Genomic DNA, 25,118 nt, shown 5'->3' with positions numbered 1-25,118 from the left:
TGCTTCCATAACAGATGATGCCAAATTGATGCCCCGGTAAAAAACATCAATACGGTAGTTCGAGAGAGCCAAGTCTATAGGGCGACGCAACCTAATTTTCTTCACTGTAATATAACGTCCTATTTTTTAGGATGTTATCTTGCGCCGTGTTTGCCTGTCTATAAGGCCTTAAGTCCGAGAGCACTTACTCAGAACGGCCTGCCACCACGCGCCATTACCCCTTCATCATCTGATGGTAGCTGTCCAAAAACAAAAACCCGAAGGTGCGCACACCTCCGGGTCAGCTAGCACGAAGCTATTCACGCTTCGGTTACCTTAAAATTCCTCCCAGCTGTCGGAAGAGGGGGCTGCGCTTGCTGAGGCTTTAGCACCGAAGGAACTAGCGATGCGGCTAACCATACTGCGCGCCGGGGAAGGCACTGGGTGCGAAGTTGCCGCGGCTTTAGCTGGTGCCTTGCGAAGAGCGGTTGTCGAGTGAGCCGATGCTGTTACAGCAGGTCGGGCAGCGGAAGCCCCCCCGCACTCAAACTGACCCACGAGTTCCTTCAAGCGGTTGGCTTCCAGGGCAAGCGTTGCCCCAGCCGCACTTGTTTCCTCTACCATTGCTGCATTCTGCTGTGTGACCTGATCCATCTGATTGACGGCGGTATTCACCTCGCCCAGTCCGACGGACTGTTCTCGTGCCGACGTTGCTATGGAGTCCATGTGCTGATTGACCGTAACGATGTAGCCCTCGATCTGCCTCAGAGCGGTCCCGGTGTCGCTGACCAACTTAACGCCGTTCTGCACTTCGGCTGACGAATTGCGGATAAGCTCCTTGATCTCCTTCGCCGCCTTGGCTGACCGCTGTGCCAATTCACGCACTTCCTGCGCCACCACCGCAAAGCCCTTACCTGCCTCTCCGGCACGCGCCGCTTCGACACCGGCATTCAGCGCAAGCAGGTTTGTCTGGAAAGCGATCTCATCGATGACGCCGATAATGTTGGAGATCTCGTTTGATGACTGCTCGATTTTCTGCATGGCGTCGACAGCGTTGGCAACAACTTGACCAGAGTGTGTGGCGCTCTGATTGGCGAGGATGGCAACGTTGCGGGCCTCTTCAGCGCGTTTGGAAGAATTGGCAACGTTGACTGTTATCTGATCGAGTGCTGCGGCCGTCTCTTCAAGTGATGCCGCTTGCTGCTCTGTGCGCTTGGACAGGTCGTCGGCACTACGGCTGATCTCGCGCGAGCCGCCGTCGATCGTGCTCGTAGCTTCTGCCACAGACGTAATCGTTGTGCGCAGTTGATCGACTGCTTGATTGAAGTCGCTACGGAGGGTCTCAAACTCCTCGGCAAACCGATCGGTCAGCTGGAACGCGAGATTTCCGGATGCCAGATGTTTAAGTCCATCTGCGAGGCCAGAGGTAGCCTGCGCCATTGCTGCAGCACGCTCACGATCCAGTTCCTCGCGGTTCAGGCGCTCTCGGTCAGAAAGGCTACGCTGACGTTCTGCCTCCTGTTCCAAGCTGCGTTTCGTCAATTCATTCTGACGGAACACTTCCACCGCTGCAGCCATGTTGCCGATCTCATCTGCGCGACCTGCGAATGGGATCATAGTATCTGCATCGCCGCCAGCAAGGCCGTTCATGGAGGCAGTGATGCGCGAAATTGGGCTCGCGATTTGTGACAACGCGAACCAAACAGCTGCTCCGATCACTAAAAGCACCAAGGCCGTAACTACCGACGCAATGATCACAGTCGTCTGGTATGCGTCCTGCGCAGCCGCATAAGCTTCAGCAGATCCCTTCTTCACGAACTCGACAAGGCTTTGGGTGTTGGTAACGACAGCGTCCGCACGCTTGATCAGTTTTTCGCGCAGAATGTTATTGGCTTCCTTGGTTTTGCCCGCCGTGGACAAAGCCAGCACTTCTTTACCCGCCTCCACGTAATCGTGAGCGCCGGTTTTGATGTTGTTCAGATAGCCCAACTCATCTGCCGTTGTCGGCGTGGTCAGATATCTCGTGACATCTTCGTCGATTGTGGAAAGCGCCTTCGCAATCGATGCTTCTGCCGCGGTCTTTCCTTCGGCATCATCCCTGAGGATGTGGCTTCGATACGCGATCCTTAGATCTGCAACGCGCGTTTCCAGATCCTTTGCGATCTCGACATTTGGCATCCAATTGCCGGCGATCGAGTCCATATTGCTATCAAGCTTGCTTAAACTCGACAGAGCCAGCGCAGCAAAGGCAGCGAAAGAAACAGCCAAGAGGCCGAAAATTGATGCCAGCGTAGTCCTGATGTTCGGCCTTTTCATGAAATTCCTCCAATTCTACTGGCTCACAGTGCCAGCGATGCCGGCGTTGTCTGGTTGAGTAGAATTGGAGACGAAACCCTGAGGAAGTCTTAAGTTTTAAATTTTGTCGAATAGCGAAATCTGGTATACTCTCTTAATACGCTGGTCAGGTTAGCCAAACGTCATCCCCAACCTGTCATCATCTGGTGGGGTGGCAGCTTACTGACTTAATGCAATGACCGGACACCGTGTGTCGCTTGTATAGAAACTGGCGTAACGACGTATATGACAGACCCCTTTGGATCGAGCATAAACTCGCGTCGCTCAGTCCCTACGATTACCTCAATCCACTCCTCGAATGTTGCTATGAGCAACTGTCCAGTGACATCGAGCAACAGTCGAAGATCCGATGGCGTCATCACCGATGTCGCGAGATAGACGCCCTGATGAATGACATCGATTCTGTAATTTTGCATGGTTGAGCTTTAGCTTCGAGACGCGTTTCAGTCCTTACGCGATAATGCGATCAGCCTTGCAAGCCGATTTCGGCCATAAGCTTAGCAATTAAGGTTACCCACGATTCATCGTCGACTGTGGCTGTTGATGATAAGTGCCGGTACGAGCTAACGTCAAGCGAACGACACATCCACAGATTATGGCGATGGAGGCCTGAGCACACCGTCAACGGGTATTCCAACTTCGCGAGTTAACTAACACCTAAACGGGGATCGACGTTCCCAAAGCATAGCCGCATATAATCAATATTAACCGTCGTTCATAAAGGTCTGTTCACGTCCGAGTGTAAGTATGAGGACGGAGGGCAGTCAATGAAACAGTTCCTGACAGATAAGCACGGAAACCTCGGCTTAATGGGCGCGCTATTGATGGTGCCGCTACTCGGTTCGGCCGGATTAGCAATCGATTATGGTCGAGCAATGCAAGTACAAAACTCGCTCCGCATGGCGGCCGATGCGGCGGCCCTAGCAGCCTTGGCGGACCAGTCGGCTGGAGTGCTTGTCGCGTCTGCGGGTGCAGCTGATGGCCGTGTGACCTTGTCGGAGGAAGAAGCGAACACGTTCTTTCGCATAAACTCAAAACCGGGGATGGATATCAACATCACCAAAGCAGAACTCGTCGTTACCAAGACGGGAAAGGACATGTCTGCGTCAGTGTCTTTCACGGCATCAATGCCGACTATGATCATGCAAGTGCTTGGCAACAAAACGATGGAGGTCAAGGGCGACGCGAAGGCGGTTTACCAAATCGCTTCTCAGAAAGACTTCTTCATGCTCTTGGACAACACGCCTTCTATGGGCGTGGGCGCTACGCAAAGTGACATCGACAAATTGATGGCGAACACAAGCGACAAATGTGCATTTGCTTGCCATATCGTGTCAGAGAAGGGCGTAGAAGACAAAAACAGCTACTACAACCTTGCGAAGAAGCTCGGAGTCACGACCAGAATCAACGTGGTGGCCAAGGCGGCGTCTGCGTTGATCAAGGAGGCGGGGGCTACTCAGCGTTTCGGTGGGCAATTCCGCTTTGCCACGTACACCTTTGGGAAGACGGCTCAAGACAAGAAAATGCAGATCGTCCAGACCTTAACGGACAGCATGAAGACCGCTTCCGACAGCACTGCTCTTGTCGATCTCATGAGTATCCCAAACCAGGGTTACAACGACGACCAGCAGACGCCGTTTGATGATGTGCTCAAGGACGTGAAGAAGGAAATGCAGAAGGAGGGCGCCTTCGATAAAAAGAACGGAAGGGATCCTGTCCTGTTCTTCGTGTCTGACGGTGTTGCAGACCATGCCAAGGCAACAGCTTGCAAAAAGAAGAAGACGAATACGCGCTGCATGGAGCCGATCGACACCGACAATTGCCAGGCAATCAAGGATGCTGGAGCGACAATCGCCGTGCTCTACACGACCTATTTGCCCCTGCCGAGCAACGATTTCTACAAGCAGTGGATCAAGCCGTTCCAGAGCGAAATCGGCGTGAAGATGCAGGAATGCGCTTCCCCTGGTTTCTATTTCGAAGTCAGCCCAACGGGTGGCATTGAGGAAGCGATGAAGGCGCTCTTCAACAAAACCATCGGAACTGCGCGGCTCGTGCTATAGCGCACCGGGATGCCGAGGCTGCCTATACCGTCGTACGGTACAGTCTTGGCGCTCACCCCATTACCCAGCTTTCGCGCTCTTTCCTTATGTACTGGGGTGACCGCAGCTCCCAACCAACACACATACCGTCACTACATGACACGGAAGTGCTCACTTAAGTCGCAGTGCGGATCTGAAGGGAACTCGACGGACGACTTCGCCGTCTTCCGATGTGATCTCGAAACAATTGCCATCGATGACCTCGTCTGCCAAAACCTTTTCGGCGATTATCTCCCGTGCAGCCTGCAAAGCTTCATCGTGGGCTGCGTTGATGGAATGGAAAACAGCACCTTCGAGATCCTTTTCAAGGATGTCGTGCTTGCGGACGTGAAAATAGTATCTGGGCATAATGCCTCCGCTGAAAACGTCATTAAACCCCAGAAATCTGCTTCAGTTCCCGCGAACACTATCAGATTGTCCAGTAGCGGACTGAGTCTTGAAAGCTACAAAAATTGCGGCATAACTTCCCCCTTGTTAAGTTGGAGGGGTGCCATGGAAAAAGTTATCAAGAAGCGCCGGGCGAAAGGTCAAGCAGCGATCGGCGACATTCATGCGACCAAGCTAATAGTTACTTCGATGATCGAAGACGAGTTGAAGCAAAGGCAAGCGAAGACTCAGAAGCTGAAGGAAATGCGCTTGGCAGCGGCGAAGGACGCCGCGAGCCCGATTAGATGAGACTTAGGGAGGGGCTCCCGAGGCTGAATCGCGCTGTTCAAGAGGCGTGTCCTTGTGTCAAAGCTCAACTAACTGACCCGCGTACCGCCGCAGGTGACCGGGGCAGCTGATGACTCCGATTGCTTTCATGTTCAGATGGGATAGGAAAGAAGGACCGCTTGGCACTTAAGGCGGGGGCTAGGACGGTACAACCACCATGCTTGACCGGTGCAGATTGCTTGTCTTGGAAGACGAGCCTCTCATTGCGATTGATATCGAAGACACATTGGCCCAAGCGGGTTTTGGTGAAATCACCATACTACGCAGCTGTCATGATGGCCTTGAGTATCTGAAAGGCGTGCGACCTGACGCTGCACTGCTTGACCTGACTTTGACAGATGGAGTGTGCCACAAAGTAGCTGAGCGGCTGCGGCAGATGGAGGTGCCCTTCATTGTCTATTCCGGACTGGAAGCTGACCACAAGCAATATGGTGAGATGTTTCGTGGCGCTTCTTGGCTTCTCAAGCCAGCGCAGCCGGAAGAGTTGGTCGAAGCAATTTTAAGCCTGATCGGTTCGACCGATCAATAAGCTAATAGGTCCGTTCGTTCGTTGCAGGCGACCGCGAGGAAATGCAGCGTGCCGGAGGGGGCTTCCGGGAACGTCCGAGTTGGAGCTTTGACACGTTCGACAGCGTTGGTTTGCCGCCACACCCAGACCTCTTTCGAGGCTAGCTTATTAAGCACAGTTTAAAGTAATTCGAAATACATATTAGCGAGAGCTGCGGCTTCTGAAGCGTTTCCGGGTTGGGTCCATCGACGGCGCATGCTCTTCGCCGATAGTAATCAGCTGCCGCAGGGCTTTCGACATAGATGGTACGATCTTGCAATGTTGGGATTGCTTGTCTCGTCTTTGAGCAAGAAGGCCCACTTTTTTGAATATGAGCAAATGTTGAGAAGTAGCGGATGGGGAAAGCCCGATCTTGTTGGCCAAATCTCCGACTTTTATTTCCCTGCCGGCCATCCCTTGAACCATCCGGATGCGCATAGGATTAGCAATTGCCCGAAGAATGTTGGCTGCACGTCCAGCTTGCTCTTCCGTCATAGTATAAGCGGCCCTTCAAATTACTAATTAAGATTTTAGCTCTAGTGGATTAATGCGCCGATACGCTGAAGCCTAGTGACGCCAGTATCGCCATACAGCACCACACCAATCTATGCACTTCTCGACGAAGGTAGGTGTCGCGGAAATTCCTTGGCAATTACACCAAGTTGGCATGCCTCGAGCCTTGCGTAACCCGCACGACGGCTGATGATTTTCAATCATGAATAGCTATCCAAAAGGGGCCAGAGCCTGGCAAGTCGCTGGTACCGAAGTTGGCACTGTGCGCTGGTCCAGTTAAATGCGCGCCTGCTGTGAACGCATCAATAGCGAATAAACGGACAGAGTCCCCGGGCGGAAGTAAAGTAAGCTGCTCGCTGATGTTAGTTACAAACTTGTTAAATGCTTGTGCGTCAAGCTCGAACTCGCGAGGGTACGCAAGTGTCATTCGTTGGATTTCTTCGAGCGCCAAGTCGGCTTGCGCGTTGCCGGTGGAAAAACTTCTAGCCCTCCGCATACAGCAATCCCATGCAAGCAACAGTGTTTCTACCGTTGGGTGGCGTGCATGATTCTGTCAAGCGGGGGTATGGCAGATAAGCCGGGACATGCGCACGTTAGCTTCACTCCAGCTAGTCATGCATACTGGTGCTTCGGAGGCTGGCTTTACCGTTGCCCGGTTACAGTCTCCGCGGTTCTTCCTGGACTGCAAAGCCCGTGGCGCAAGCTGCGGGCTTTTGCTTTGGGAGCTTTGTAGAACGTTGCATCGGCAGCCCATCATCATGTGGTGGGGTCGACCCGACATGGAAAGGCCCGCTCGATGCGGGCCTTTTTTACGTACCAGGTTTTGGCGATATCTGGCGGAATAGGAGTAACGGCGTCACGCCGTATGCATCCGTTGGCCGACCTAACATGGCTCTCGCCGCCGGAATGACATTGGTTCCCATCAGTAGGGCGAGCATGCCGAGTTTTGAGCCGGCAACCATCTGTTTTGCGATCTCAAATGGCGTTCCGTCGTTCATGGCTGCATCAATATCCGGGTTGGCATCGAGCACACCGACGATGTTCCAATCGTTGCCAATGGACATCCCGTGTTTCAAGGCCAAGTCTGAGGGCGCGACGGTGATGCTATCTTCCCGAAGCGTACACCAAACATTGTCGTTTTCATCACTTATAGAGGCTTGTATTGAGTGGGGGAGCACAGACAGCATCTCCAGCGCTGCTTCAGCCTCATTGCCGATTTTAGCGTCAGCCTTCTTCGAGCTGCCCTGTTGGCGTCGTTGCGATCTGCTCATCCTTTGAGAAATCGGGCTGCCGTCGGACTCTGCTTCCTTAGCGCCGGCAATAATTGTTTTCCGCATTGCAGGCATGTCCCAGACCTTTTTAAGGATTCCGAGATCGAAGAGTGAGAGGTCTCCGGAAAAAACAACTAGGTCGCCGATCCCAGACGTCGAAAGATCTCGCCGAAGCAGTTCGTGCTGTTCGGCGTAGTCCAAGAACGCGAGTGCGTTTGCCCATCGAGTGTCATAGGTCTTAAGAGATTGCTTTCCGTATTCGCTGACGGCATCTGTACCTTCGCTGATCGTGCCTTTCAGCACGCCTACCGATCCTGCGCCCTGGGTATTTAACGTCGACTTGCGGGATCTGTGGGCACGCTCTGTCGTAGCCAGCTGTGTCAGGGACCCAGACGGGTCGAACTGGGCAAGAAACGAGGAAATCCTGATTGCGTCATAGTACAAGAAATCAAAGACGGAATTTACGGCCTGCTGGTCTGGCTCCTCGTTCGATTGATCGCTCGATGGCGTTGACTTCACGTTCAATCTCCCGTGTTTCAGTCTCTAACAATTTGCCTCGTTTCACAAATTCTGACGGAAAATTGGACAGAAGGTACTCCAAGGCAGAGTTCAACTTCCGGCGGTTATCAGTCTTGTGATCGCGATCTTCGGACATGCGGCTAATTCCTGAACTCTTGCACCAGAGGTAGGGTAGCTGATAATTATGAACAAGCTTCCGGGCAATAAAGCAGCCATGGCGCTGGGAGTCGAGTGACCGATGATCACGCTGCGCCTCGTAAATCAACTGCTGGGGTAAGTCCACCCAGAAGAAGGCCGATCATAGCTCGTTTATATCTGACATGGAAAGGCCCGCTTCAATGCGGGCCTTTCTGCGTTCTGGGCTTGGTCACATGTCGCTGGTGTACTGGTGACCGTTGAACCGATCGGCGACCAGGCGTCCGGCGTTCGTGCGCGGATGCACATAGGTCTCCAGAAAGATCGACGAGCTTTTCCAGTCGCCTGCCGCCATGGCGGTCCGGATGTCGGCGCCGGCGTCCATGGCGTTCGTGGCGAACGCGTGCCGTCCGCAGACGTGGCTGGACTTGTAGCTGATGCCCGCACGACCGCAGACGGCTTTGATGCGCTCGTTGACGCTGTGCCTGTTGGTGATGCGGAACACGCGGTCATGGCCGCTGCTCGCTGCATTCAGCTTCATCAGGCGATCCATCAACTCGTCGGTCAGGTGACGCAACGAGTTCGTCCTGGTCTTGGTCTTTAACAAGAGTGCCGTTCGTGTGGTGAAGTCCACTTGAGGCCAGCGCAGCGCGACTGCCTCGCTTACGCGTGCTCCGGTCTGCGACATGAACAGCACGCATGCGGCCATGTGATCGAGGCGTCCATCCCTCTCGCACTGCCGGATGAAGGTATGCAGCCAAACATGAGATGCCGGCTTGACGTACCGCACCTGGTCCTCTTTGAAGCGGCGAATACGGATGATGTTGCACCATCCCCGTTCGTAAGCATGCATGATGACGGCCCGCGCCGGCGCGATCGCCTGCCTGTTGCGCGTCGATCCCTTGTGAGTGGGGTAGAGATCCTCTGCCATCTTCCGGACGTCGAATGGGAAGATCGAGGCCAGCGCCCGACCCTCGAAATATGCGAGCATGCGGGGCAAGTAGCGATCGCAGCCGCCGTTCTGCACATAGCTGTTGGCCGCCTCGGCGAACGTCATGGCATGCGGCTGAAGATCGTTACGGATGGGGAAGACGTTCGGACGGTAGACGTTGCTCGTCTCGTGAATCGTCGATAGTTTGGCGTTAGCCATCTGACACCTCGAATGTTGGATTGGTTAGAGCCCGTGGAGATCCTGGCAGACCTCCGCGGGCTTGTTACAATCTACAGATGCTTCGAGGTTGGGAAAGAGTCCTCTGGGATTTGATAGCGTGAAAGGTTAATGCAGCGCGCTTCCCGAACAGCTTCCGCACAGCTTCGCGGAACATCATTAGAACAAAGTGGGATGGACTGCATCGCGAAAGCCCAGAGTTGCGGGCTTTCGCGAATACATACGTCGTTCGGGACGTGGGGGTCGCAAGTTCGAATCTTGCCACTCCGACCAGCTCGAAAGCCCGCGAAAGCGGGCTTTTTCGTTTCGATTGCCTTCCAGACGTGATGGCTTGCGGAATGCCCTTCTCCAGGGGGGCTGGAACGAGAACCCGGCGACAGCGGGTGCGGGGGTCGGTGTCAGCGGGCACGACGAGCGGCTGCGTTCTTCGCATCTACCTTTCCATCCTGCATCACAGCGTCTCGCAGTATGACGGTTGCGATCCCTCACACGCGCTTCATGACCATTTCACCATCGGGCACGCCTCCGCCTGCCGGAAAACGGTGCGCGCAACGCGCTTTACGTTCGTGTTTTGATGCATGTCGTTTCCCGAAGCCGCTGCACACGTTCGGGCGACAGGCATGAGCCGATCTTGCGGTCGCGGATGGCGTTAACGCGGCGTTAACAACCTGCCCCCAGATATGGAACGCTTAATTAATAGTTTTCTACTAACGTAAGCGCGTGCTGTTTAAAAGACGCGACGATGCATTCAGGGAACACACTCACACGATCGGCCCGGATCCCGCGAGCGCGCCGAACGCCGGCGTTCCGGCCGGCCCGTTGCGACGATGTGCGTGGCGGTTGCGATGCGCGCGGGGGTCCGCAGAGCCGTCGCCGTGATGTCGGCCGGGGGCTGCCTTTCCCTGTTCTTGTCCGCGTCCTTGTCCGTCCTCGTCCATCCGGCGGGCCTTGCGCCGCGGGCCGTCTTCCCACGCCGGCACGTCGTTCGTCTCCTATCGCCAAAGTTTCAGCAGATATGTGGTATTCCCCATGAAGAACCTTACGATTTCCCGCCTCACCCTTGCATTCGGAACCGTTGTCTCGATCGGCATGCTCGCTGCCCTTGGCCTCCAGAACATGGCCTTGCAAAAGCTCAAGATTGGAGGCCCCGTCTATGCCGAGATCGAGGCCCACAAGGATCTCGTTGCCGACGTGCTGCCGCCGCCGCTCTACGTCGTGGAGGCCTACGGGCTGGCGAGCGAGGCCTTCATTCACACGGACGTACGGCAGAGAGATCTCGACAAGATCAAGGTCCTGAAGAACGCCTTCGACGAGCGCCGCGCCTATTGGGACCGCTCGGGCATTTCCGATGAGCTGAAACGACTGGTGAGGACGGATCTGGAGACCGCCGACGCCTTCTGGAGCGTCGTGCTGGGGCCGTATACCGAGGCAGCGGCAGCAGGCGATACCGACCGGATGCGCCCCGTCCTCGACGATCTCGAGGAACGCTTTCATATCCACCGCGAGGCGGTCGACCGCCTGACCGAGGCCGCGAACCAATCGATGACGAACATCGAGAGTTTTGCGGACAGGCAGGACTCCGTCTACAGCATCAGCGCCCTGACGGGCGGTGCGGCCTCTCTCTCGCTGTTTCTTGCCGGTCTCTGGGTCATTCGACGCCGCGCCGTCACGCCTCTCTCGGCCTTTGCGACCTATATGGGCAGGCTGGCCGAGGGCGACTATTCCAAGGACGTTCCCTACAAGGCGCGGCAGGACGAGATCGGCGGCATGGCGCGCGCGGTCGAGGTGTTCCGGCGGGCGGCGCTCGACCGCATCCGCATGCGGGAGGAGATGGAGACGGCGCGGCGTGCTTCCGAGGAGGAGCGGGCGAACCGCGCGCATTTCCAGGCGGAGCAGGCCGCAAATCTCGAGGTCGTCGTGAACACGCTCGGAGCGGGTCTCGGAAGACTTGCGGAGTGCAACATCCGGATGACCATCGATCAACCCTTCTCTCCCGAGTTCGAAGCGCTCCGGCACGACTTCAACAATTCGATCGCGACATTCCAGGCGACGCTCGAGCAGGTGCTCGACAAAACCCGACACATCAGCGCCAACTCCGAGGCGATGCGGGAGGCGGCGGACAATCTCTCCAAGCGGACCGAGCAGCAGGCCGCCGCGCTTGAAGAGACGGCGGCAGCGCTCGAGCAGGTCACGTCGACGGTCCGGGCATCGACCGAGCGGACGGCCGAAACGCGCGACCTCGTTCGCGACGCGCGCGCCTGCACGTCGGGCTCGACAGCCGTTGTCGGCGAAGCCATCAAGGCGATGTCGCGGATCGAGACCTCGTCGGATGCGATCGGGCGGATCATCGAGGTGATCGACCAGATCGCCTTCCAGACGAACCTGCTGGCCCTGAATGCCGGCGTCGAGGCCGCCCGGGCGGGAGAATCCGGACGAGGCTTTGCCGTCGTGGCCCAGGAGGTGCGGGAACTGGCACAGCGCTCCGCCACCGCCGCCAAGGAGATAACGGCCCTCGTCCAGATGTCGCGCGGCGACGTGGCGAACGGCGTCAAGCTGGTCGGAGACACGGTGAGCGCCTTGTCGAAGATCGACAGCTACGTCAGCGAGATCAATACCAAGGTCGAGGCGATCACCATGGCGGCGCAGGAACAGTCCGTGGGCCTCGGGGAAATCAGCTCGGCCGTCAATTCGATCGACCAGATGACGCAGCAGAATGCTTCCATGGTCGAGGAGACCACGGCGATCAGCCATGCGCTCGCGGCGGACTCCGGCGAGCTCACGGGACTTGTCGGGCGCTTCCAGCTGAACCGGCGAAAGGCGATCCGCGAGCCTGGAACGCCGGCGGCCCTGTTCGCAAGGCCGGATTTTAGGAAAGCCTCGTAAGCGCGCCTGTCGGGACGCGGCGGAGACACCGCCGCGCATTTCTTGTGGGGCGGGGGTCGCGTCCGTCCTTTGCCGTCCGGGCGCCAAGCAGCGCTCATCCAGCCAGAACGGGACGCTGGAAGGTTGATCTCGATCAACGCCGGTTTCCCCGGGAACGGTAGAGATCATCATGCCGCCAGCCGCCGTTGTGAAGGGTCCGACCGCGTGAGAGATGAAGAGATTGCTCCGATGTCGCAGATCCCGGCCCCATGCCGTGCCTGCGACGCCCGCCTCCATGGCATCTGCGGCGCGCTCGACGCCACCCAGCAGACCGTCCTTGCACGGTCGTCGACGCGGCGCAGCTTGTCGCCGGGCAGTTCGCTCATCAACGAGGCTCAGCCTGTTGATCGCTATGCCGTCATTCTGTCGGGTGCGGTAAAGCTCACAAAAAGTCTCAGCGATGGTCGCGAACAGATCGTCGGACTGCAGTTCTCACCCGACTTTCTCGGCAGGCCCTTCCAGGAGGAGAGCATCGTCACCGCCCAGACGGCAACAGCCGTCGTCCTCTGCTCGTTTCCGCGCAAAACCTTCGAGAGCCTGATCATGCAGTCGCTGCTGCTGGAGAACCGTCTTCTTCGGCAGACCTTGAGCGAACTCGATGCTTCGAGAAGCTGGATGCTGACGCTCGGGCGCAAGACGGCGCAGGAAAAGGTGGCGAGCTATCTTCTTCTGATTGCCGAGCGATGCTGCGTCGACGGCGTTCGAGGTTCAGCGCCGCTGAGCTTCGACCTGCCGATGTCCCGCCTCGAAATCGCGGACTATCTCGGGCTGACCATCGAAACGGTGAGCCGGCAGCTGTCGAAGCTGCGTGCGGAAGGGATCATCGCCCTCCGTCAGAGCCGTCATCTGCAGTTGATCGACCCGGTCCGCCTGAAGCTCAGGTCAGGGACCTGACGGTCCTGTCAGCGATCACAGCGGCCACATGCTCGACCTCGAACGCCACGTGGCGTCGCAGACCCTCGAAAAAGCCGCGGAGCATGAAGCCGAAGGTTTCGGGGTCGCGGAGACGGCCGGCATGTCCAAGCTCGAAAAGCATGGCGGTAATGTCGTCTGCGAAGAAGGCATCCGCGACATGTTCGGTGCGAAGACGGTCGGTCGAAAGGGAGGCGCGGTCGTATGACGCGATCTGATCGTAGAGCGGAAAGAGCACGTTCTCTTCATAGGCGTGCGCATGCCTCAGGCCCGGAAGCAGGCGTTCCGCGAGCGATAGACAGGCGAGTTCGTCAACATTGCCCGGCAACCGGTCGGCGATGTCCTCGAGTTCGGCGCAAAGTGCCATTTTGCCAGCATGGATCAGGCGCACGGCCTGCATGACAGGGCGCTCCTGAAGGTTGAGGTGCGAAAGGCACTCTGCCGGCGCCGATGAGATTCGTGCGCCGATCGCGTTCTTCACCGCTGCCATGGTCCGCTCTCCGTTGTTGCGCCCCCAGACTAGCGATGCGGAACACGAGATCTTTGACATAGATCAAGGCCGCTGCGCGCGGAATGCGGGAAGGGTGTTGCGACAACAGAGCCGGGGACCGCTTCATGAGGTATGCAACATCCATCGTCAGCTTGGGAATAGCCTGCTTTCTTGCGGTTCTCGCTGCCGCTTTCGCGCACGACGCGGCCTTCGCAAAGCACATGTGGGTGCTGGCGATCGTTCTCGTCGTCGGCGTCATCGCGCTTTTGCGCCAGGTCGACTTCCAGCCTGCGCCAGCGGTCGATCCATCCGCCTACATGGATGGGCCGATCCGCTACGGACTGATCGCAACGGTGTTCTGGGCCGTCGTCGGCTTGCTGGTCGGGGTGGTCATCGCCCTGCAGCTCGCCTATCCGCTCCTCAACATCGAGCCGTGGTTCAATTTCGGCCGGCTCCGCCCCCTGCACACGTCGGGCGTCATTTTCGCGTTCTGCGGAAACGCTCTCATCTGCACGTCGTTCTATGTCGTCCAGCGAACATCGCGCGCCCGTCTCTTCGGCGGCGATCTCGCCTGGTTCGTCTTCTGGGGCTACCAGCTCTTCATCGTCATGGCCGCGACCGGCTATCTCCTCGGCATCACCGAAAGCCGCGAATATGCCGAACCCGAGTGGTATGTCGATATCTGGCTGACGGTCGTCTGGGTCGCGTATCTCGTCGTCTTCCTGGGAACGGTGATCAAGCGGCGTGAGCCCCACATCTACGTGGCGAACTGGTTCTATCTCGCCTTCATCGTGACGATCGCAATGCTGCACATCGTCAACAATCTCAGCATGCCGGTGTCCTTCCTCGGCTCGAAGAGCTACTCCGCCTTCTCCGGCGTCCAGGATGCCCTGACGGAATGGTGGTACGGCCACAACGCGGTCGGCTTCTTCCTGACCGCCGGCTTTCTCGGCATGCTCTATTATTTCGTGCCGAAGCAGGCGAACCGCCCGGTCTATTCCTACCGGCTCTCCATCATCCATTTCTGGGCGCTGATCTTCCTCTACATCTGGGCAGGCCCGCATCACCTGCATTTCACGGCCCTGCCGGATTGGGCGCAGACGCTCGGAATGGTGTTCTCCGTCATGCTCTGGATGCCCTCATGGGGCGGCATGATCAACGGCCTGATGACCCTGTCGGGGGCCTGGGACAAGCTGCGCACGGACCCGATCATCCGCATGATGGTCGCCGCCATCGCCTTCTACGGCATGTCGACCTTCGAAGGCCCGATGATGGCGGTGAAGACGGTCAACTCGCTGTCGCACTATACGGACTGGACCATCGGCCATGTGCACTCCGGCGCGCTCGGCTGGAACGGCCTCATGGCCTTCAGCGCGGTCTACTACATGACGCCGAAGCTCTGGAACCGCCCGGCGCTCTACTCGATGCGCATGGTGAGCTGGCACTTCTGGCTCGCGACGCTCGGCATCGTCGTCTACGCCGCGGTCATGTGGGTCTCGGGCATCCAGCAGGGCCTCATGTGGCGCGAGCACGATGAACAGGGCTTCCTGGTCTATTCCTTCGTCGAGAGCGTGGCCGCCCTTCATCCCTACTATCTGATCCGCGCCTTGGGTGGGCTGCTCTATCTTTCGGGAGCGCTCGTCATGGCCTGGAACATCACGATGACAATCCTTGGGCATCAGCGCGACGAAGCTCCGATCGGCGGCCTGCTCCCTTCGCTTCAGCCCGCCGAGTAGGAACCCGCCATGGCTCTGATGGACAAACACGCGATTATCGAGCGCAACGCGACGCTCCTGCTGATCGGCTCGCTCCTCGTCGTCACGATCGGCGGCATCGTGGAAATCGCACCGCTCTTCTACCTCGAGAACACGATCGAGAAGGTCGAGGGCATGCGGCCCTACACGCCTCTGGAGCTTGCCGGCCGGAACATCTACGTGCGCGAAGGCTGCTATGTCTGCCATAGCCAGATGATCCGGCCCTTCCGGGACGAGGTCGAGCGCTACGGGCATTACAGCCTCGCGGCGGAGTCGATGTACGATCATCCGTTTCAATGGGGATCCAAGCGGACGGGCCCCGATCTCGCCCGCGTCGGCGATCGCTACTCCAATGCCTGGCATGTCCAGCACCTGGAAGATCCGCGGTCGGTGGTGCCGGAATCGATCATGCCGAGCTACGCCTTCCTGAAGACGACGCCGCTCACGGACGGCGACCTGTCGGCGCACCTCACCGCCAATGCTGATGTCGGCGTGCCCTACACGGCCGACATGATCGAAAACGCGACGGCAGACGCAAGGACGCAGGCGAGCGCCGACGCGGATACGACCGCGCTGGAGGCCCGCTACCCGAAGACCAAGACCGGCGACTTCGACGGCGACCCCCAGGCCGTGACCGAGATGGATGCGCTCGTCGCCTATCTCCAGATGCTCGGCACGCTGGTCGACTACAAGACCTACGACGAAACCGGCGGCGATCGCTAGGAGAGGCAGACGATGGACTATCATTTCATGCGCACGTTTGCAGACAGCTGGGGGCTTCTGGCCATGCTGGCCTTCTTCGTTCTGGCCTCTGCCTTCGCCTTCCGCCCGGGAAGCAAGATCTTGTCCGAAAACGCCGCCCGCATCCCGCTGAAGGACGATTGAGATGACCGAGAAACACATCGACGACGTGTCGGGCGTTCGCACGACGGGGCATGAATGGGATGGTATCCGCGAGCTGGACAATCCCATGCCGCGCTGGTGGGTCTGGACCTTCTACGCCACGATCATCTGGTCGCTGGGCTATGTCATCGCCTTTCCGGCATGGCCGCTCCTGAAAACCTCCACCCAGGGCGTGCTCGGCTATTCGAGCCGCGCCGAGGTCGACCGGGATCTGCAGGCAGCCAGCGCGGAGATGGACGTCTACCAGACCGCGATCCGCGAGAGGACGATGGACGACATCCTTGCGGACGAAGCGCTCCGGCCCATCGCCATTGCCGCTGGCGCCGCGGCGTTCAAGATGAACTGCGTCCAGTGTCACGGCTCCGGCGCCGAAGGATCGAAAGGCTTTCCCAACCTCAACGACGACGACTGGATGTGGGGCGGAAACCCCGACCAGATCCGCCAGACGATCGCGCACGGGATCCGCTTCACCAAGGACGGCGAGACGCGGGACAGTCTCATGCCTCCCTTTGCCGACGTTCTCGAGCCGGCCCAGATCGCTCAGGTCAGCGCCTTCGTCGCCAGCCTGTCGGGCCCCGTCCGGGATCCGTCTCTCATCGCTGCGGGCAAGACGGTCTTTGCCGAGAACTGCGCCGCCTGCCACGGCGACAACGCCAAGGGTAACAGGGAGATGGGCGCTCCGAACCTGACGGACGCCATCTGGCTCTACGGGTCGGGCGAGGCGTCGATCGCCGCGCAGGTACGCGCGCCCCGCGCGGGTGTCATGCCGGCGTGGAACGACCGCCTGGGAGAGACGACGGTCAAGGAACTGGCCACGTTCGTCCATGAGCTCGGCGGTGGCGAAAAGTAGGTCGGCTTGATCTGGATCAACAGGCGCAGCGGGGTTGTGCGGCATAAGCATTCCGACGAACGCCTGGCCGGACCGACCGGCTCGATGTCGCCAGAAGAGAGGCAGCCACGCTCATGCAGACCGACGACGCGCCGAAGGCTCAGATCCTCACCCGTCCGACGCCTGCCAAAGGCCCGGCCCTTTATGCGCGCCGCCGGAAGATCTTCCCGAAGCGCGCCACGGGCACGTTCCGGCAGTTCAAGTGGATCGTGATGGCGATCACCCTCGGCATCTACTACGTGGTGCCCTGGATACGGTGGGATCGCGGGCCCTATGCGCCCGACCAGGCGGTCCTGATCGATCTGGCGACCCGCCGCTTCTATTTCTTCTCCATCGAGATCTGGCCGCAGGAGTTCATCTATGTCGCGGGTCTGCTTGTCATGGCCGGCATCGGCCTGTTCCTCGTCACGTCGACCATCGGGCGCGCCTGGTGCGGCTATGCCTGTCCCCAGACGGTGTGGGTGGACCTGTTTCTGGTCATCGAGCGCTTTTTCGAAGGAGACCGGAACGCCCGCATGAAGCTCGACGCGGGGCCGTGGACCTTGCGCAAGCTGCGGATCCGGACCCTCAAGCATGCCAGCTGGCTCCTGGTGTCGGTCCTGACCGGCGGCGCGTGGATCTTCTACTTCGCGGACGCGCCGACCTTGGTGCCCGACCTCCTCAGCGGCAACGCCATCTCGACGGCCTACATCACCGTCGCCATTCTCACGGCAACGACCTACACGTTCGGCGGCCTCATGCGGGAACAGGTCTGCACCTACATGTGCCCCTGGCCCCGGATCCAGGCGGCGATGCTGGACGAAACCTCGCTCACCGTCACCTATAACGACTGGCGCGGCGAGCCGCGCTCGCGTCACACGAAGAAGGCGGCAGCGGCAGGCGAGAGCACCGGGGATTGCGTGGATTGCAATGCCTGCGTGGCCGTCTGTCCCATGGGCATCGATATCCGCAACGGGCAGCAACTCGAATGCATCACCTGTGCCCTCTGCATCGACGCCTGCGACGACATCATGGGCAGGCTCGGACGGGAGCGCGGCCTTATCGGGTACTCGACGCTGAACGACTACGACAGCAACATGGCGCTCGCGACCCGCTCGGGAACGGCCCTGATCACGCCGGAGCTGGTGCGCACGCCCGAGGGCGGCTTCAACGCAGCGGTTGCGCACTTCCACTGGCGGAAGATCCTTCGGCCTCGGACCTTCCTCTACTTCACGGCCTGGAGCGCGGTCGGCCTGTCCATGGCGCTCGCGGTGGCAACGCGGGATCGGCTCGAACTGAACGTGCTCCACGACCGGAACCCGCAATTCGTGCGACTGTCCGATGGCGCGGTGCGCAACGGCTACACGGTCAAGATCCTCAACATGATCCCGCAGCCGCGCACCGTGATCCTGCAACTCGATCCGGCCTTCGACGGGGCGACGATGACGATCGCCGGGGCAGATCTCGAAAACGTCAAAACGGCGGAGATCGCGCTGGAGCCGGATCGGCTGAAGACGCTGAAAGTCTTCGTCCGCGCTGAGCCGGGCCATGTGGCTTCCGGCCCGCAACCCTTCCTCCTGAAAGTCAGCGATCCCGCCTCGGGCGAAACCGCAGGCTACATGGCGACATTCAACGCTCCGGAGACCGTACGATGAACACGCCTTCCCGAAATGCCGGCTTTACGGGCCGGCACATGCTGGCCGTCATGGTCGCATTCTTCGGCATCATCATCGCCGTCAACATCACCATGGCCCGGCTGGCGGGCTCGTCCTTCGGGGGGCTCGTCGTGGAAAACAGCTATGTCGCCAGCCAGGAGTTCAACAGCCGTCTGAAGCGGAGGCGCGACCAGCTCGATCTCGGCTGGAAGCCGGCGCTGGAGATCCAGGGCGGCACCATCCGGTTTCACCTGACCGACCGGGGCGGAAAACCGGTGGCGGTCTCGTCGGTCGTCGCCGAGTTCCGTCATCCCTCTTACCAGGCCAAGGACTGGGCGGTTCGTCTTCAGCCGACCGCGGATGGCGGCTTCGAGGCGCGGGGGGCGGCCCGGGACGGCGTCTGGACGGTGCAGCTGGACAGCGATGTCGGCCGCCAGACGCCGTATCGCGTGATCCGCCGCATGACGATCACGATGGGAACAGGCCAATGAGCTGCTGCGCTGCCTTTGCGATGCATACGGAACTGGCAAAGCCGACCGGCCTGTCGTCGGACGAGCTTCGGGTCGCGTCGAGCGCGCTGGGGGAGGGACTGTACCAGTCCGAGATCGCCGTCCCCCTTATGCATTGCGCCGCCTGCATGCAGGTCATCGAGCAGGGGCTTCTCACCCTTCCCGGCGTCGTGTCGGCAAGGGCGAACCTGTCAACGAGGCGCGTGACCGTCCGGTGGGCGGAACCGGACGTTCCGCCTCTTGTCGCCTTTATCGAGTCGCTCGGCTACGCGGCGCACATGACGGAGGAGCCCGCGTCCGCCAGGAACAAGACATTGTCGGACCTGCTGCTCGCCGTCGGCGTCGCCGGCTTTGCCACCGGCAACATCATGCTCCTGTCCGTGTCCATCTGGTCCGGCGCGGAGGGTGCGACGCGCGACCTGTTCCACTGGGTGTCGGCGCTGGTGGCGATCCCCGTCATCGCCTATTCCGGCCGGATCTTCTTCCGCTCGGCCTGGAACGCGCTCCGGCACGGGCGCATGAACATGGATGTGCCGATTGTCATCGGCGTGTCCCTGGCCTATGCGACCAGCCTCTACGAGACGATCACCCATGGCGAGCACGCCTATTTCGACGCCTCGGTTTCGCTGCTCTTCTTCCTGTTGATCGGGCGCACGCTGGATCATGTCATGCGGGACAGGGCCAGGGCGGCGGTGAGCGGGCTGGTGCGTCTGTCGCCGCGCGGCGCTGTCCGCCTGCGCGCCGATGGCGGCCGCGACTATATCGCTCTATCGCAGATCGAACCCGGCATGGACCTCGTCGTTCGGCCGGGCGACCGGATCCCGGTCAATGCGACGGTCGTCGAAGGGATCTCCGAGCTCGACTGTTCCCTTGCGACCGGCGAGAGCGCCCCGCGCAGTATCAGGGCAGGCTCGCAGCTCCTCGCCGGCACGCACAATCTGTCGGGCGCCCTCGTCATCCGCGCGACCGCCGCCGCGAAGGACTCGTTTCTGGCCGAAATGGTCGGACTGATGGAGGCAGCGGAGCAGGGCCGGGGCATCTACAGGCGGCTGGCCGACCGGGCGTCGGCCCTCTATTCGCCGGTCGTGCACCTCACGGCGCTTCTGACCTTCATCGGCTGGATGGTCGCGACGGGGGACTGGCATCACGCCATCACCGTGGCGACGGCCGTTCTCATCATCACCTGTCCCTGCGCGCTCGGACTGGCCGTGCCCATCGTCCAGGTCATGGCGGCCCGCAGGCTTTTCGAAAGAGGGATCATGATGAAGGACGGGGGTGCGCTGGAGCGCCTGGCGGAGATCGGCCATGTTGTCTTCGACAAGACGGGCACCCTGACGATGGGCATCCCTGAGCTCGAATCGTCCGCCTTCGCCGACCCGCAGGCCGCCGAGATCGCTGTGGCGCTCGCGCGGGCCTCGAGCCATCCCTATTCGAAGGCGATTGTGGCGGGCATGCCTTTGGCGTCCGCAGGCCCGCGGCTCGAAAGCCTGAGCGAGCAGCCGGGTTTCGGGGTCGAGGCCGTCGTGAACGGTGCGCTCTGGAGGTTGGGCAAAGCGTCCTGGGTATCACCGGAGGGGCACCCCGAGGCTTCGGGAACCGTGCTCGGCCGGGACGGGGTCGTTGCCGCGCGGTTTGCTTTCTCCGACAAGCTGAGAAGCGGGGCGTCGCGCGCGGTCCAGGGTCTGCGGGAGCAGGGCGTCACCTCAGAAATCCTGTCCGGCGACACGTCCGCGTCCGTCGGGATGGTCGCTTCGTCCCTGCGGATCGAAAGGGCGGCGTCCGATCTCTTGCCTGCGGAGAAGGTCCGCCGGCTGCAGCAGCTCGCAGGTGCCGGCACCAAGACGCTGATGGTCGGTGACGGCATCAACGACGCGCCGGCCATGATGGCCGCCCATGTGTCCATGGCGCCGGCCACGGCCGCCGACATCGGCCGGAACGCTGCCGATTTCGTCTTCCTGCACGAAAGCCTCGATGCGGTGCCGCATGCGCTCGATGTCGCGGGACAGGCCGAGCGGCTCGTGAAGCAGAATTTCGCACTGGCGGTCGGCTACAACGTGCTCGCGGTGCCGCTCGCCATCATGGGGCATGTCACACCGTTGCTCGCCGCTCTCGCCATGTCGGGCTCCTCCATCCTGGTCATCGCCAACGCCATGCGGCTCGGCGTCGGCAGGATCGGGCCGCGATGGTCGCGCTCCTCGATCGGCACGCCGGGTCTTCTAACGAGCGAGGCACGCGGCTGATGGCGACGCTTCTCTATCTGGTGCCGATCGCGCTGCTTCTCGGTGGATTGGGACTGACGGCCTTCGTCTGGGCGCTCAAATCCGGCCAATATGAAGACATGGACGGCGCTGCAGAGCGCGTGCTCCTCGACGACTGAGCCATCCTGCGCCTGTCCACCGCGGCCCGCGGATCCTCGTTCGGCAAGAGCCCCGCTGCCATGCCGCGCAGGACCTCAACTTCTCGATGGGCGTCGGTGCGCTTGACCCGATCGATTGATCTGGATCAACGGGCGCTGTCTGCGATCCTGTTATCTTACCAACGAGACAACAGGATTCAGGTGCGCCCATGAACTTCGAGCACTTCTTCAGATCGGAACTGGACGGTCTTCATGCGGAAGGCCGCTACCGCGTCTTTGCCGATCTGGAACGCCAGCGCGGAGAATTTCCCCGGGCACGCCGGCATACGGCCGACGGCGTCAAGGACGTGTCGGTCTGGTGCTCGAACGACTATCTCGGCATGGGCCAGCACCCCAAGGTGATCGATGCGATGAAGCAGGCGATCGACCGCTGCGGCGCCGGGGCGGGCGGCACGCGCAACATCTCCGGCACGACGCACTACCATGTTCTCCTGGAACAGGAGCTTGCCGACCTGCACGGTAAGGAAGCGGCGCTGCTGTTTACCTCCGGCTACGTGTCCAACTGGGCCGCACTTGGCACGCTCTGTTCGCGCATTCCCGGCATCATTGTCTTTTCCGACGCCGGGAACCACGCCTCCATGATCGAGGGCATCCGCCATGCCAAATGCGAGCGGGTGATCTTCAAGCACAATTCCGTGGCCGACCTCGAGGCGAAGCTCGCAGCCGCCGATCCGGCCGCGCCCAAGCTCGTCGCCTTCGAATCGGTCTATTCCATGGATGGCGACATCGCCCCGATCCGGGAGATCTGCGACGTGGCCGAACGNGGCCGATCCGGCCGCGCCCAAGCTCGTCGCCTTCGAATCGGTCTATTCCATGGATGGCGACATCGCCCCGATCCGGGAGATCTGCGACGTGGCCGAACGCTACGGCGCGATGACCTATCTCGACGAGGTGCATGCGGTCGGCATGTACGGTCCGCGCGGCGGCGGCATTGCCGAGCGCGAGGGCCTGATGCATCGGTTGACCGTGATCGAGGGCACGCTCGGCAAGGCCTTCGGCGTGATGGGCGGCTATATCGCGGCGTCGGCTGCGCTGTGCGACTATATCCGCTCGTTTGCCTCGGGCTTCATCTTCACGACCGCGCTGCCGCCGGCGCTGGCCGCCGGCGCGCTGGCGTCCATCCGGCACCTGAAGGAAAGCCAGGTCGAGCGCTTCGCCCATCAGGAGCGGGTGCGCCGCCTACGCGCGGCGCTCGATCGCAACGGCATCCCGCATCTGCCCAATCCGAGCCATATCGTGCCGGTGATCGTCGGGGACGCGGCCAAGTGCAAGTGGATCTCCGACCTGCTGCTCGACAACTGCAACATCTATGTCCAGCCGATCAATTATCCCACCGTGCCGAAGAAGACCGAGCGCCTGCGCATCACGCCGACGCCGCTGCATTCGGATGGCGATATCGATCATCTCGTCGGCGCCCTCCACCAGCTCTGGTCGCGGTGCGCGCTGGCGCGCGTGGCGGCGTGACGCATCCCCGCGCGCGCAAGCGCGCTCCCCCAGGCATTTCCTGACAGGTGGAGTTTCCCCGTGAAGTTTCAAAGGCCGTTCCGCGCCGAGATCGTCGGCGAGGACACCATCTGGATCGTGGATCGGACGCGGGCATTCATCGCCTGCTTTCCGCGCCTCACGGATGATGTTCAAAAGGATTTCGCACGGGCCAGTGCCATTGCCGCCGCAGATCTGGACGACGACGTCCCGGCGGACGAGGGGCCCCTTCCGGACGACAGCGGCGACACGCAGCGCCGGTGAGGATGACGTGCAGGCGACGGTGCCGTGATCCTGCCGGCCGTCTCCGATCAAGCCGTTTCCGATCGGGCCGTTTCCGATCAGCCCGTCTCCGATCAGGCAGTCTTGCTGTAGGTCGCGGCCGGCACCTGGAGATAGGCGTCGAATGCCGCCGCGACGGCCCGAACCATGAATCGAGTGTCCTTGGCGACCCGCAGCCTTGCGCCGTCGATCGCAAGGACGCCATCCGCTTCAAGCGCGCGCAGCCGCGCATTGCCCCGCACCAGCCCCTGCGGGTCGAAACCATGTTCGAGAGCGATCCGCTCGAGATCGACGTCGAAATCGCACATGAGGCGTTCGATGATCTCAGCCCTCATCCGGTCTTCCTCCGTCAAGGCATATCCCCGCGTCGTCGCCAGCTCCCCCTGCGATATCCGTCTGGCATAGGCGCCGATCGGAACCTCGTTCTGCACATAGCCCTGGACGAACCGGCTGATCGACGAGGCGCCCAGCCCGATCATGTTGCGGCAGGCGTCGGTCGTATATCCCTGGAAGTTTCGGTGCAGCCGGCCCGTCCTGGCAGCCACGGCGATGGGCGCATCGGGAAGCGCAAAATGATCCAGCCCGACGGCTTCGTAACCGGCCGATATCAGCGTCTGCGCGATCGCCTGCGCCTGCTCGCCCCGTTCCCACGCATCGGGGAGGTCCTTGTCCCGGATCAGGCGCTGGTGCTTCTTGAAGGACGGCACATGCGCATATCCGAACACCGAGACCTGCTCGGGCCGCATCGCCATCGCTTCCTCGGCGGTCTCAATACAGGAGCGCACCGTTTGGAGCGGAAGTCCGTAGATCAGGTCGACGTTGAGCGCAGTGATGCCGCGTGCGCGCAGCCGGTCGGCCGTCAGGGCCGTCAGTTCGGGCGGCTGGATCCTGTTGATGGCTCTCTGCACGATGGGATCGAAGCTCTGGACGCCAAGACTTGCCCGGTTCACGCCGGATGCGGCAAGGGCGTCCGCCATCTCCGCCGTCATTGTCCGGGGATCGATCTCGACCGAAACCGAGCATTCCGGCTGCAGGTCGAAGGCCGATCGCACAGTTTCCATGAGGCCGACGAAATCCTGGGGGGCCACGACCGTCGGCGTTCCTCCGCCGAAATGGAGTTCGGCGATGGCGATCCGCTCGTCGCTCCGCGCACCGTGCTTCAACCGCGTCACGATCGCAATCTCCTGCTGGAGGAGGCGAAGATAGTTGCGGATGGGCTCGTCGCGGTGCGACACGGTCGTGTGACAGCCGCAATACCAGCACATGGCACGACAGTAGGGGATGTGGATGTAGAGCGAGGTCTCCTCCGGCGCGAGATCGCGCAGCCAGTCTGCCGCCTGGCGCGCGCCGACGGTGTCGCTGAACAGGGGCGCAGTCGGATAACTGGTATATCGCGGCAGCCGTGCGTTGCCGTACTTCTCGATCAGTGCCGCATTCATTGCCTGCTTCCCGTTGGTCTGCCGTCACGCAATAGAAGCGACCTGCGCCCGCGTCTTTGATCGAGCGCAAATTGCCCGCGATCAGACCCCGGGCTCGAGTCCTGCTGTCCAGGACAGGCGTTTCCCTCCCGCGGTTTGTCCGAGATCAAACCCCCGGTCGCCGTCCTGGCCTAGACTGCCAGCGTG

21 protein-coding genes and 1 pseudogene are annotated in these 25,118 nt (G+C 60.5%); 16 read left to right on the top strand and 6 right to left on the bottom strand.

Annotation, left to right across the window (positions count from 1 at the left end):
- Positions 1-315: 315 nt before the first annotated feature.
- Positions 316-2,295 carry a HAMP domain-containing methyl-accepting chemotaxis protein gene (locus tag ASG25_RS17830; RefSeq protein WP_062476991.1) on the bottom strand — a complete coding sequence of 660 codons (1,980 nt, stop codon included), beginning with the start codon at positions 2,293-2,295 and terminating at the stop codon, positions 316-318.
- Positions 2,296-3,101: 806 nt separating this feature from the next.
- On the opposite strand from ASG25_RS17830, the gene ASG25_RS17820 reads away from it, so the two are divergent.
- The gene (locus tag ASG25_RS17820; protein ID WP_062476986.1) at positions 3,102-4,394 is read left to right on the top strand and encodes a pilus assembly protein TadG-related protein; all 1,293 of its coding nucleotides are present in this window, start codon (positions 3,102-3,104) and stop codon (positions 4,392-4,394) included.
- 150 nt (positions 4,395-4,544) lie between these two features.
- Here ASG25_RS17820 and ASG25_RS23265 read toward each other — a convergent pair whose 3' ends face one another.
- Entirely contained in the window at positions 4,545-4,781 is a 237-nt protein-coding gene (locus ASG25_RS23265) for a hypothetical protein (RefSeq protein WP_062476983.1), read from the bottom strand.
- Between the two features lie 144 nt (positions 4,782-4,925).
- Between ASG25_RS23265 and ASG25_RS23260 the strand changes: the two genes are divergently transcribed.
- Both ASG25_RS23260 and ASG25_RS17805 read left to right on the top strand, forming a co-directional pair.
- Complete coding sequence (locus ASG25_RS23260; protein WP_062476979.1) at positions 4,926-5,108, top strand: hypothetical protein; 183 nt, start codon at positions 4,926-4,928, stop codon at positions 5,106-5,108.
- A 223-nt stretch (positions 5,109-5,331) separates the two neighbouring features.
- Entirely contained in the window at positions 5,332-5,676 is a 345-nt protein-coding gene (locus ASG25_RS17805) for a response regulator (RefSeq protein WP_162242204.1), read from the top strand.
- Between the two features lie 1,340 nt (positions 5,677-7,016).
- On the opposite strand, the gene ASG25_RS17800 is transcribed toward ASG25_RS17805, so the two are convergent.
- Together ASG25_RS17800 and ASG25_RS17795 are read right to left on the bottom strand one after the other, a co-directional pair.
- Positions 7,017-7,997: a hypothetical protein gene (locus tag ASG25_RS17800; RefSeq protein WP_062476974.1), complete on the bottom strand. Its 981-nt coding sequence runs from the start codon at positions 7,995-7,997 to the stop codon at positions 7,017-7,019.
- Between the two features lie 367 nt (positions 7,998-8,364).
- Complete coding sequence (locus tag ASG25_RS17795; RefSeq protein WP_062476971.1) at positions 8,365-9,282, bottom strand: tyrosine-type recombinase/integrase; 918 nt, start codon at positions 9,280-9,282, stop codon at positions 8,365-8,367.
- Positions 9,283-10,329: 1,047 nt separating this feature from the next.
- On the opposite strand from ASG25_RS17795, the gene ASG25_RS17780 reads away from it, so the two are divergent.
- Together ASG25_RS17780 and ASG25_RS17775 are read left to right on the top strand one after the other, a co-directional pair.
- The gene (locus tag ASG25_RS17780; RefSeq protein ID WP_062476962.1) at positions 10,330-12,183 is read left to right on the top strand and encodes a methyl-accepting chemotaxis protein; all 1,854 of its coding nucleotides are present in this window, start codon (positions 10,330-10,332) and stop codon (positions 12,181-12,183) included.
- Between the two features lie 228 nt (positions 12,184-12,411).
- Positions 12,412-13,116 (top strand): Crp/Fnr family transcriptional regulator, encoded by a 705-nt coding sequence (locus tag ASG25_RS17775; protein ID WP_062476959.1) that lies wholly within the window; start codon positions 12,412-12,414, stop codon positions 13,114-13,116.
- Here ASG25_RS17775 and ASG25_RS17770 read toward each other — a convergent pair.
- Positions 13,100-13,624 (bottom strand): hemerythrin domain-containing protein, encoded by a 525-nt coding sequence (locus tag ASG25_RS17770; RefSeq protein WP_244479439.1) that lies wholly within the window; start codon positions 13,622-13,624, stop codon positions 13,100-13,102. The two genes, ASG25_RS17775 and ASG25_RS17770, sit on opposite strands and share 17 nt — an antisense overlap.
- A 125-nt stretch (positions 13,625-13,749) precedes the next feature.
- On the opposite strand from ASG25_RS17770, the gene ccoN reads away from it, so the two are divergent.
- The 11 genes and pseudogenes from ccoN (at position 13,750) to ASG25_RS17720 (ending at position 23,475) form a co-directional block, all read left to right on the top strand.
- Positions 13,750-15,360: a cytochrome-c oxidase, cbb3-type subunit I gene (ccoN, locus tag ASG25_RS17765; RefSeq protein WP_062476956.1), complete on the top strand. Its 1,611-nt coding sequence runs from the start codon at positions 13,750-13,752 to the stop codon at positions 15,358-15,360.
- Between the two features lie 9 nt (positions 15,361-15,369).
- Positions 15,370-16,101, top strand: coding sequence for a cytochrome-c oxidase, cbb3-type subunit II (ccoO, locus tag ASG25_RS17760; RefSeq protein WP_062476953.1), 732 nt, complete (start codon positions 15,370-15,372; stop codon positions 16,099-16,101).
- A gap of 12 nt (positions 16,102-16,113) precedes the next feature.
- Positions 16,114-16,263, top strand: a complete 150-nt coding sequence (locus ASG25_RS17755; RefSeq protein ID WP_062476949.1) for a cbb3-type cytochrome c oxidase subunit 3 — start codon at positions 16,114-16,116, stop codon at positions 16,261-16,263.
- 1 nt (position 16,264) lies between these two features.
- Positions 16,265-17,131, top strand: a complete 867-nt coding sequence (ccoP, locus tag ASG25_RS17750) for a cytochrome-c oxidase, cbb3-type subunit III (RefSeq protein ID WP_062476945.1) — start codon at positions 16,265-16,267, stop codon at positions 17,129-17,131.
- A 113-nt stretch (positions 17,132-17,244) separates the two neighbouring features.
- Positions 17,245-18,804, top strand: a complete 1,560-nt coding sequence (gene ccoG / locus ASG25_RS17745; RefSeq protein WP_082480319.1) for a cytochrome c oxidase accessory protein CcoG — start codon at positions 17,245-17,247, stop codon at positions 18,802-18,804.
- Positions 18,801-19,295: a FixH family protein gene (locus tag ASG25_RS17740; RefSeq protein WP_062476942.1), complete on the top strand. Its 495-nt coding sequence runs from the start codon at positions 18,801-18,803 to the stop codon at positions 19,293-19,295. The genes ccoG and ASG25_RS17740 overlap by 4 nt, the downstream gene beginning before the upstream one ends.
- Positions 19,292-21,553: a cation-translocating P-type ATPase gene (locus ASG25_RS17735; protein ID WP_062476939.1), complete on the top strand. Its 2,262-nt coding sequence runs from the start codon at positions 19,292-19,294 to the stop codon at positions 21,551-21,553. The genes ASG25_RS17740 and ASG25_RS17735 overlap by 4 nt, the downstream gene beginning before the upstream one ends.
- Positions 21,553-21,690 (top strand): cbb3-type cytochrome oxidase assembly protein CcoS, encoded by a 138-nt coding sequence (ccoS, locus tag ASG25_RS17730; RefSeq protein ID WP_062476936.1) that lies wholly within the window; start codon positions 21,553-21,555, stop codon positions 21,688-21,690. The genes ASG25_RS17735 and ccoS overlap by 1 nt, the downstream gene beginning before the upstream one ends.
- Positions 21,691-21,878: 188 nt before the next feature.
- A pseudogene (hemA, locus tag ASG25_RS23505) lies at positions 21,879-22,492 on the top strand (5-aminolevulinate synthase); the annotation flags it as partial.
- Position 22,493: 1 nt separating this feature from the next.
- Positions 22,494-23,193, top strand: a 700-nt coding sequence (hemA, locus tag ASG25_RS23500; protein WP_244479438.1) for a 5-aminolevulinate synthase, incomplete at its 5' end; no start/stop codon positions are given.
- 60 nt (positions 23,194-23,253) lie between these two features.
- Positions 23,254-23,475 carry a hypothetical protein gene (locus tag ASG25_RS17720; RefSeq protein WP_062476935.1) on the top strand — a complete coding sequence of 74 codons (222 nt, stop codon included), beginning with the start codon at positions 23,254-23,256 and terminating at the stop codon, positions 23,473-23,475.
- A 92-nt stretch (positions 23,476-23,567) separates the two neighbouring features.
- Here the strand turns inward: ASG25_RS17720 and hemN are convergent, their stop codons facing one another.
- Complete coding sequence (hemN, locus tag ASG25_RS17715) at positions 23,568-24,932, bottom strand: oxygen-independent coproporphyrinogen III oxidase (RefSeq protein WP_062476932.1); 1,365 nt, start codon at positions 24,930-24,932, stop codon at positions 23,568-23,570.
- Positions 24,933-25,118 lie beyond the last annotated feature (186 nt).

Source organism: Rhizobium sp. Leaf384 (genome assembly GCF_001424065.1).
Lineage (GTDB): Bacteria > Pseudomonadota > Alphaproteobacteria > Rhizobiales > Rhizobiaceae > Ferranicluibacter.
The sequence above is the reverse complement of the archived record's forward strand: the minus strand, read 5'-3'. Positions and strand labels throughout refer to the sequence as shown.

What these genes read in the sequence shown, in the direction of transcription:
- ASG25_RS17780 (WP_062476962.1), top strand. Translation starts at nt 10,330, where the DNA reads ATGAAGAACCTTACGATTTCCCGCCTCACCCTTGCATTCGGAACCGTT.
- ASG25_RS17755 (WP_062476949.1), top strand. Translation starts at nt 16,114, where the DNA reads ATGGACTATCATTTCATGCGCACGTTTGCAGACAGCTGGGGGCTTCTG.
- ASG25_RS17740 (WP_062476942.1), top strand. Translation starts at nt 18,801, where the DNA reads ATGAACACGCCTTCCCGAAATGCCGGCTTTACGGGCCGGCACATGCTG.
- ccoO (WP_062476953.1), top strand. Translation starts at nt 15,370, where the DNA reads ATGGCTCTGATGGACAAACACGCGATTATCGAGCGCAACGCGACGCTC.
- ccoG (WP_082480319.1), top strand. Translation starts at nt 17,245, where the DNA reads ATGCAGACCGACGACGCGCCGAAGGCTCAGATCCTCACCCGTCCGACG.
- ASG25_RS17770 (WP_244479439.1), bottom strand. Translation starts at nt 13,624, where the DNA reads ATGGCAGCGGTGAAGAACGCGATCGGCGCACGAATCTCATCGGCGCCG.
- hemN (WP_062476932.1), bottom strand. Translation starts at nt 24,932, where the DNA reads ATGAATGCGGCACTGATCGAGAAGTACGGCAACGCACGGCTGCCGCGA.
- ccoP (WP_062476945.1), top strand. Translation starts at nt 16,265, where the DNA reads ATGACCGAGAAACACATCGACGACGTGTCGGGCGTTCGCACGACGGGG.
- ccoS (WP_062476936.1), top strand. Translation starts at nt 21,553, where the DNA reads ATGGCGACGCTTCTCTATCTGGTGCCGATCGCGCTGCTTCTCGGTGGA.
- ASG25_RS23260 (WP_062476979.1), top strand. Translation starts at nt 4,926, where the DNA reads ATGGAAAAAGTTATCAAGAAGCGCCGGGCGAAAGGTCAAGCAGCGATC.
- ASG25_RS23265 (WP_062476983.1), bottom strand. Translation starts at nt 4,781, where the DNA reads ATGCCCAGATACTATTTTCACGTCCGCAAGCACGACATCCTTGAAAAG.
- ASG25_RS17735 (WP_062476939.1), top strand. Translation starts at nt 19,292, where the DNA reads ATGAGCTGCTGCGCTGCCTTTGCGATGCATACGGAACTGGCAAAGCCG.
- ASG25_RS17820 (WP_062476986.1), top strand. Translation starts at nt 3,102, where the DNA reads ATGAAACAGTTCCTGACAGATAAGCACGGAAACCTCGGCTTAATGGGC.
- ASG25_RS17830 (WP_062476991.1), bottom strand. Translation starts at nt 2,295, where the DNA reads ATGAAAAGGCCGAACATCAGGACTACGCTGGCATCAATTTTCGGCCTC.
- ccoN (WP_062476956.1), top strand. Translation starts at nt 13,750, where the DNA reads ATGAGGTATGCAACATCCATCGTCAGCTTGGGAATAGCCTGCTTTCTT.
- ASG25_RS17795 (WP_062476971.1), bottom strand. Translation starts at nt 9,282, where the DNA reads ATGGCTAACGCCAAACTATCGACGATTCACGAGACGAGCAACGTCTAC.
- ASG25_RS17775 (WP_062476959.1), top strand. Translation starts at nt 12,412, where the DNA reads ATGTCGCAGATCCCGGCCCCATGCCGTGCCTGCGACGCCCGCCTCCAT.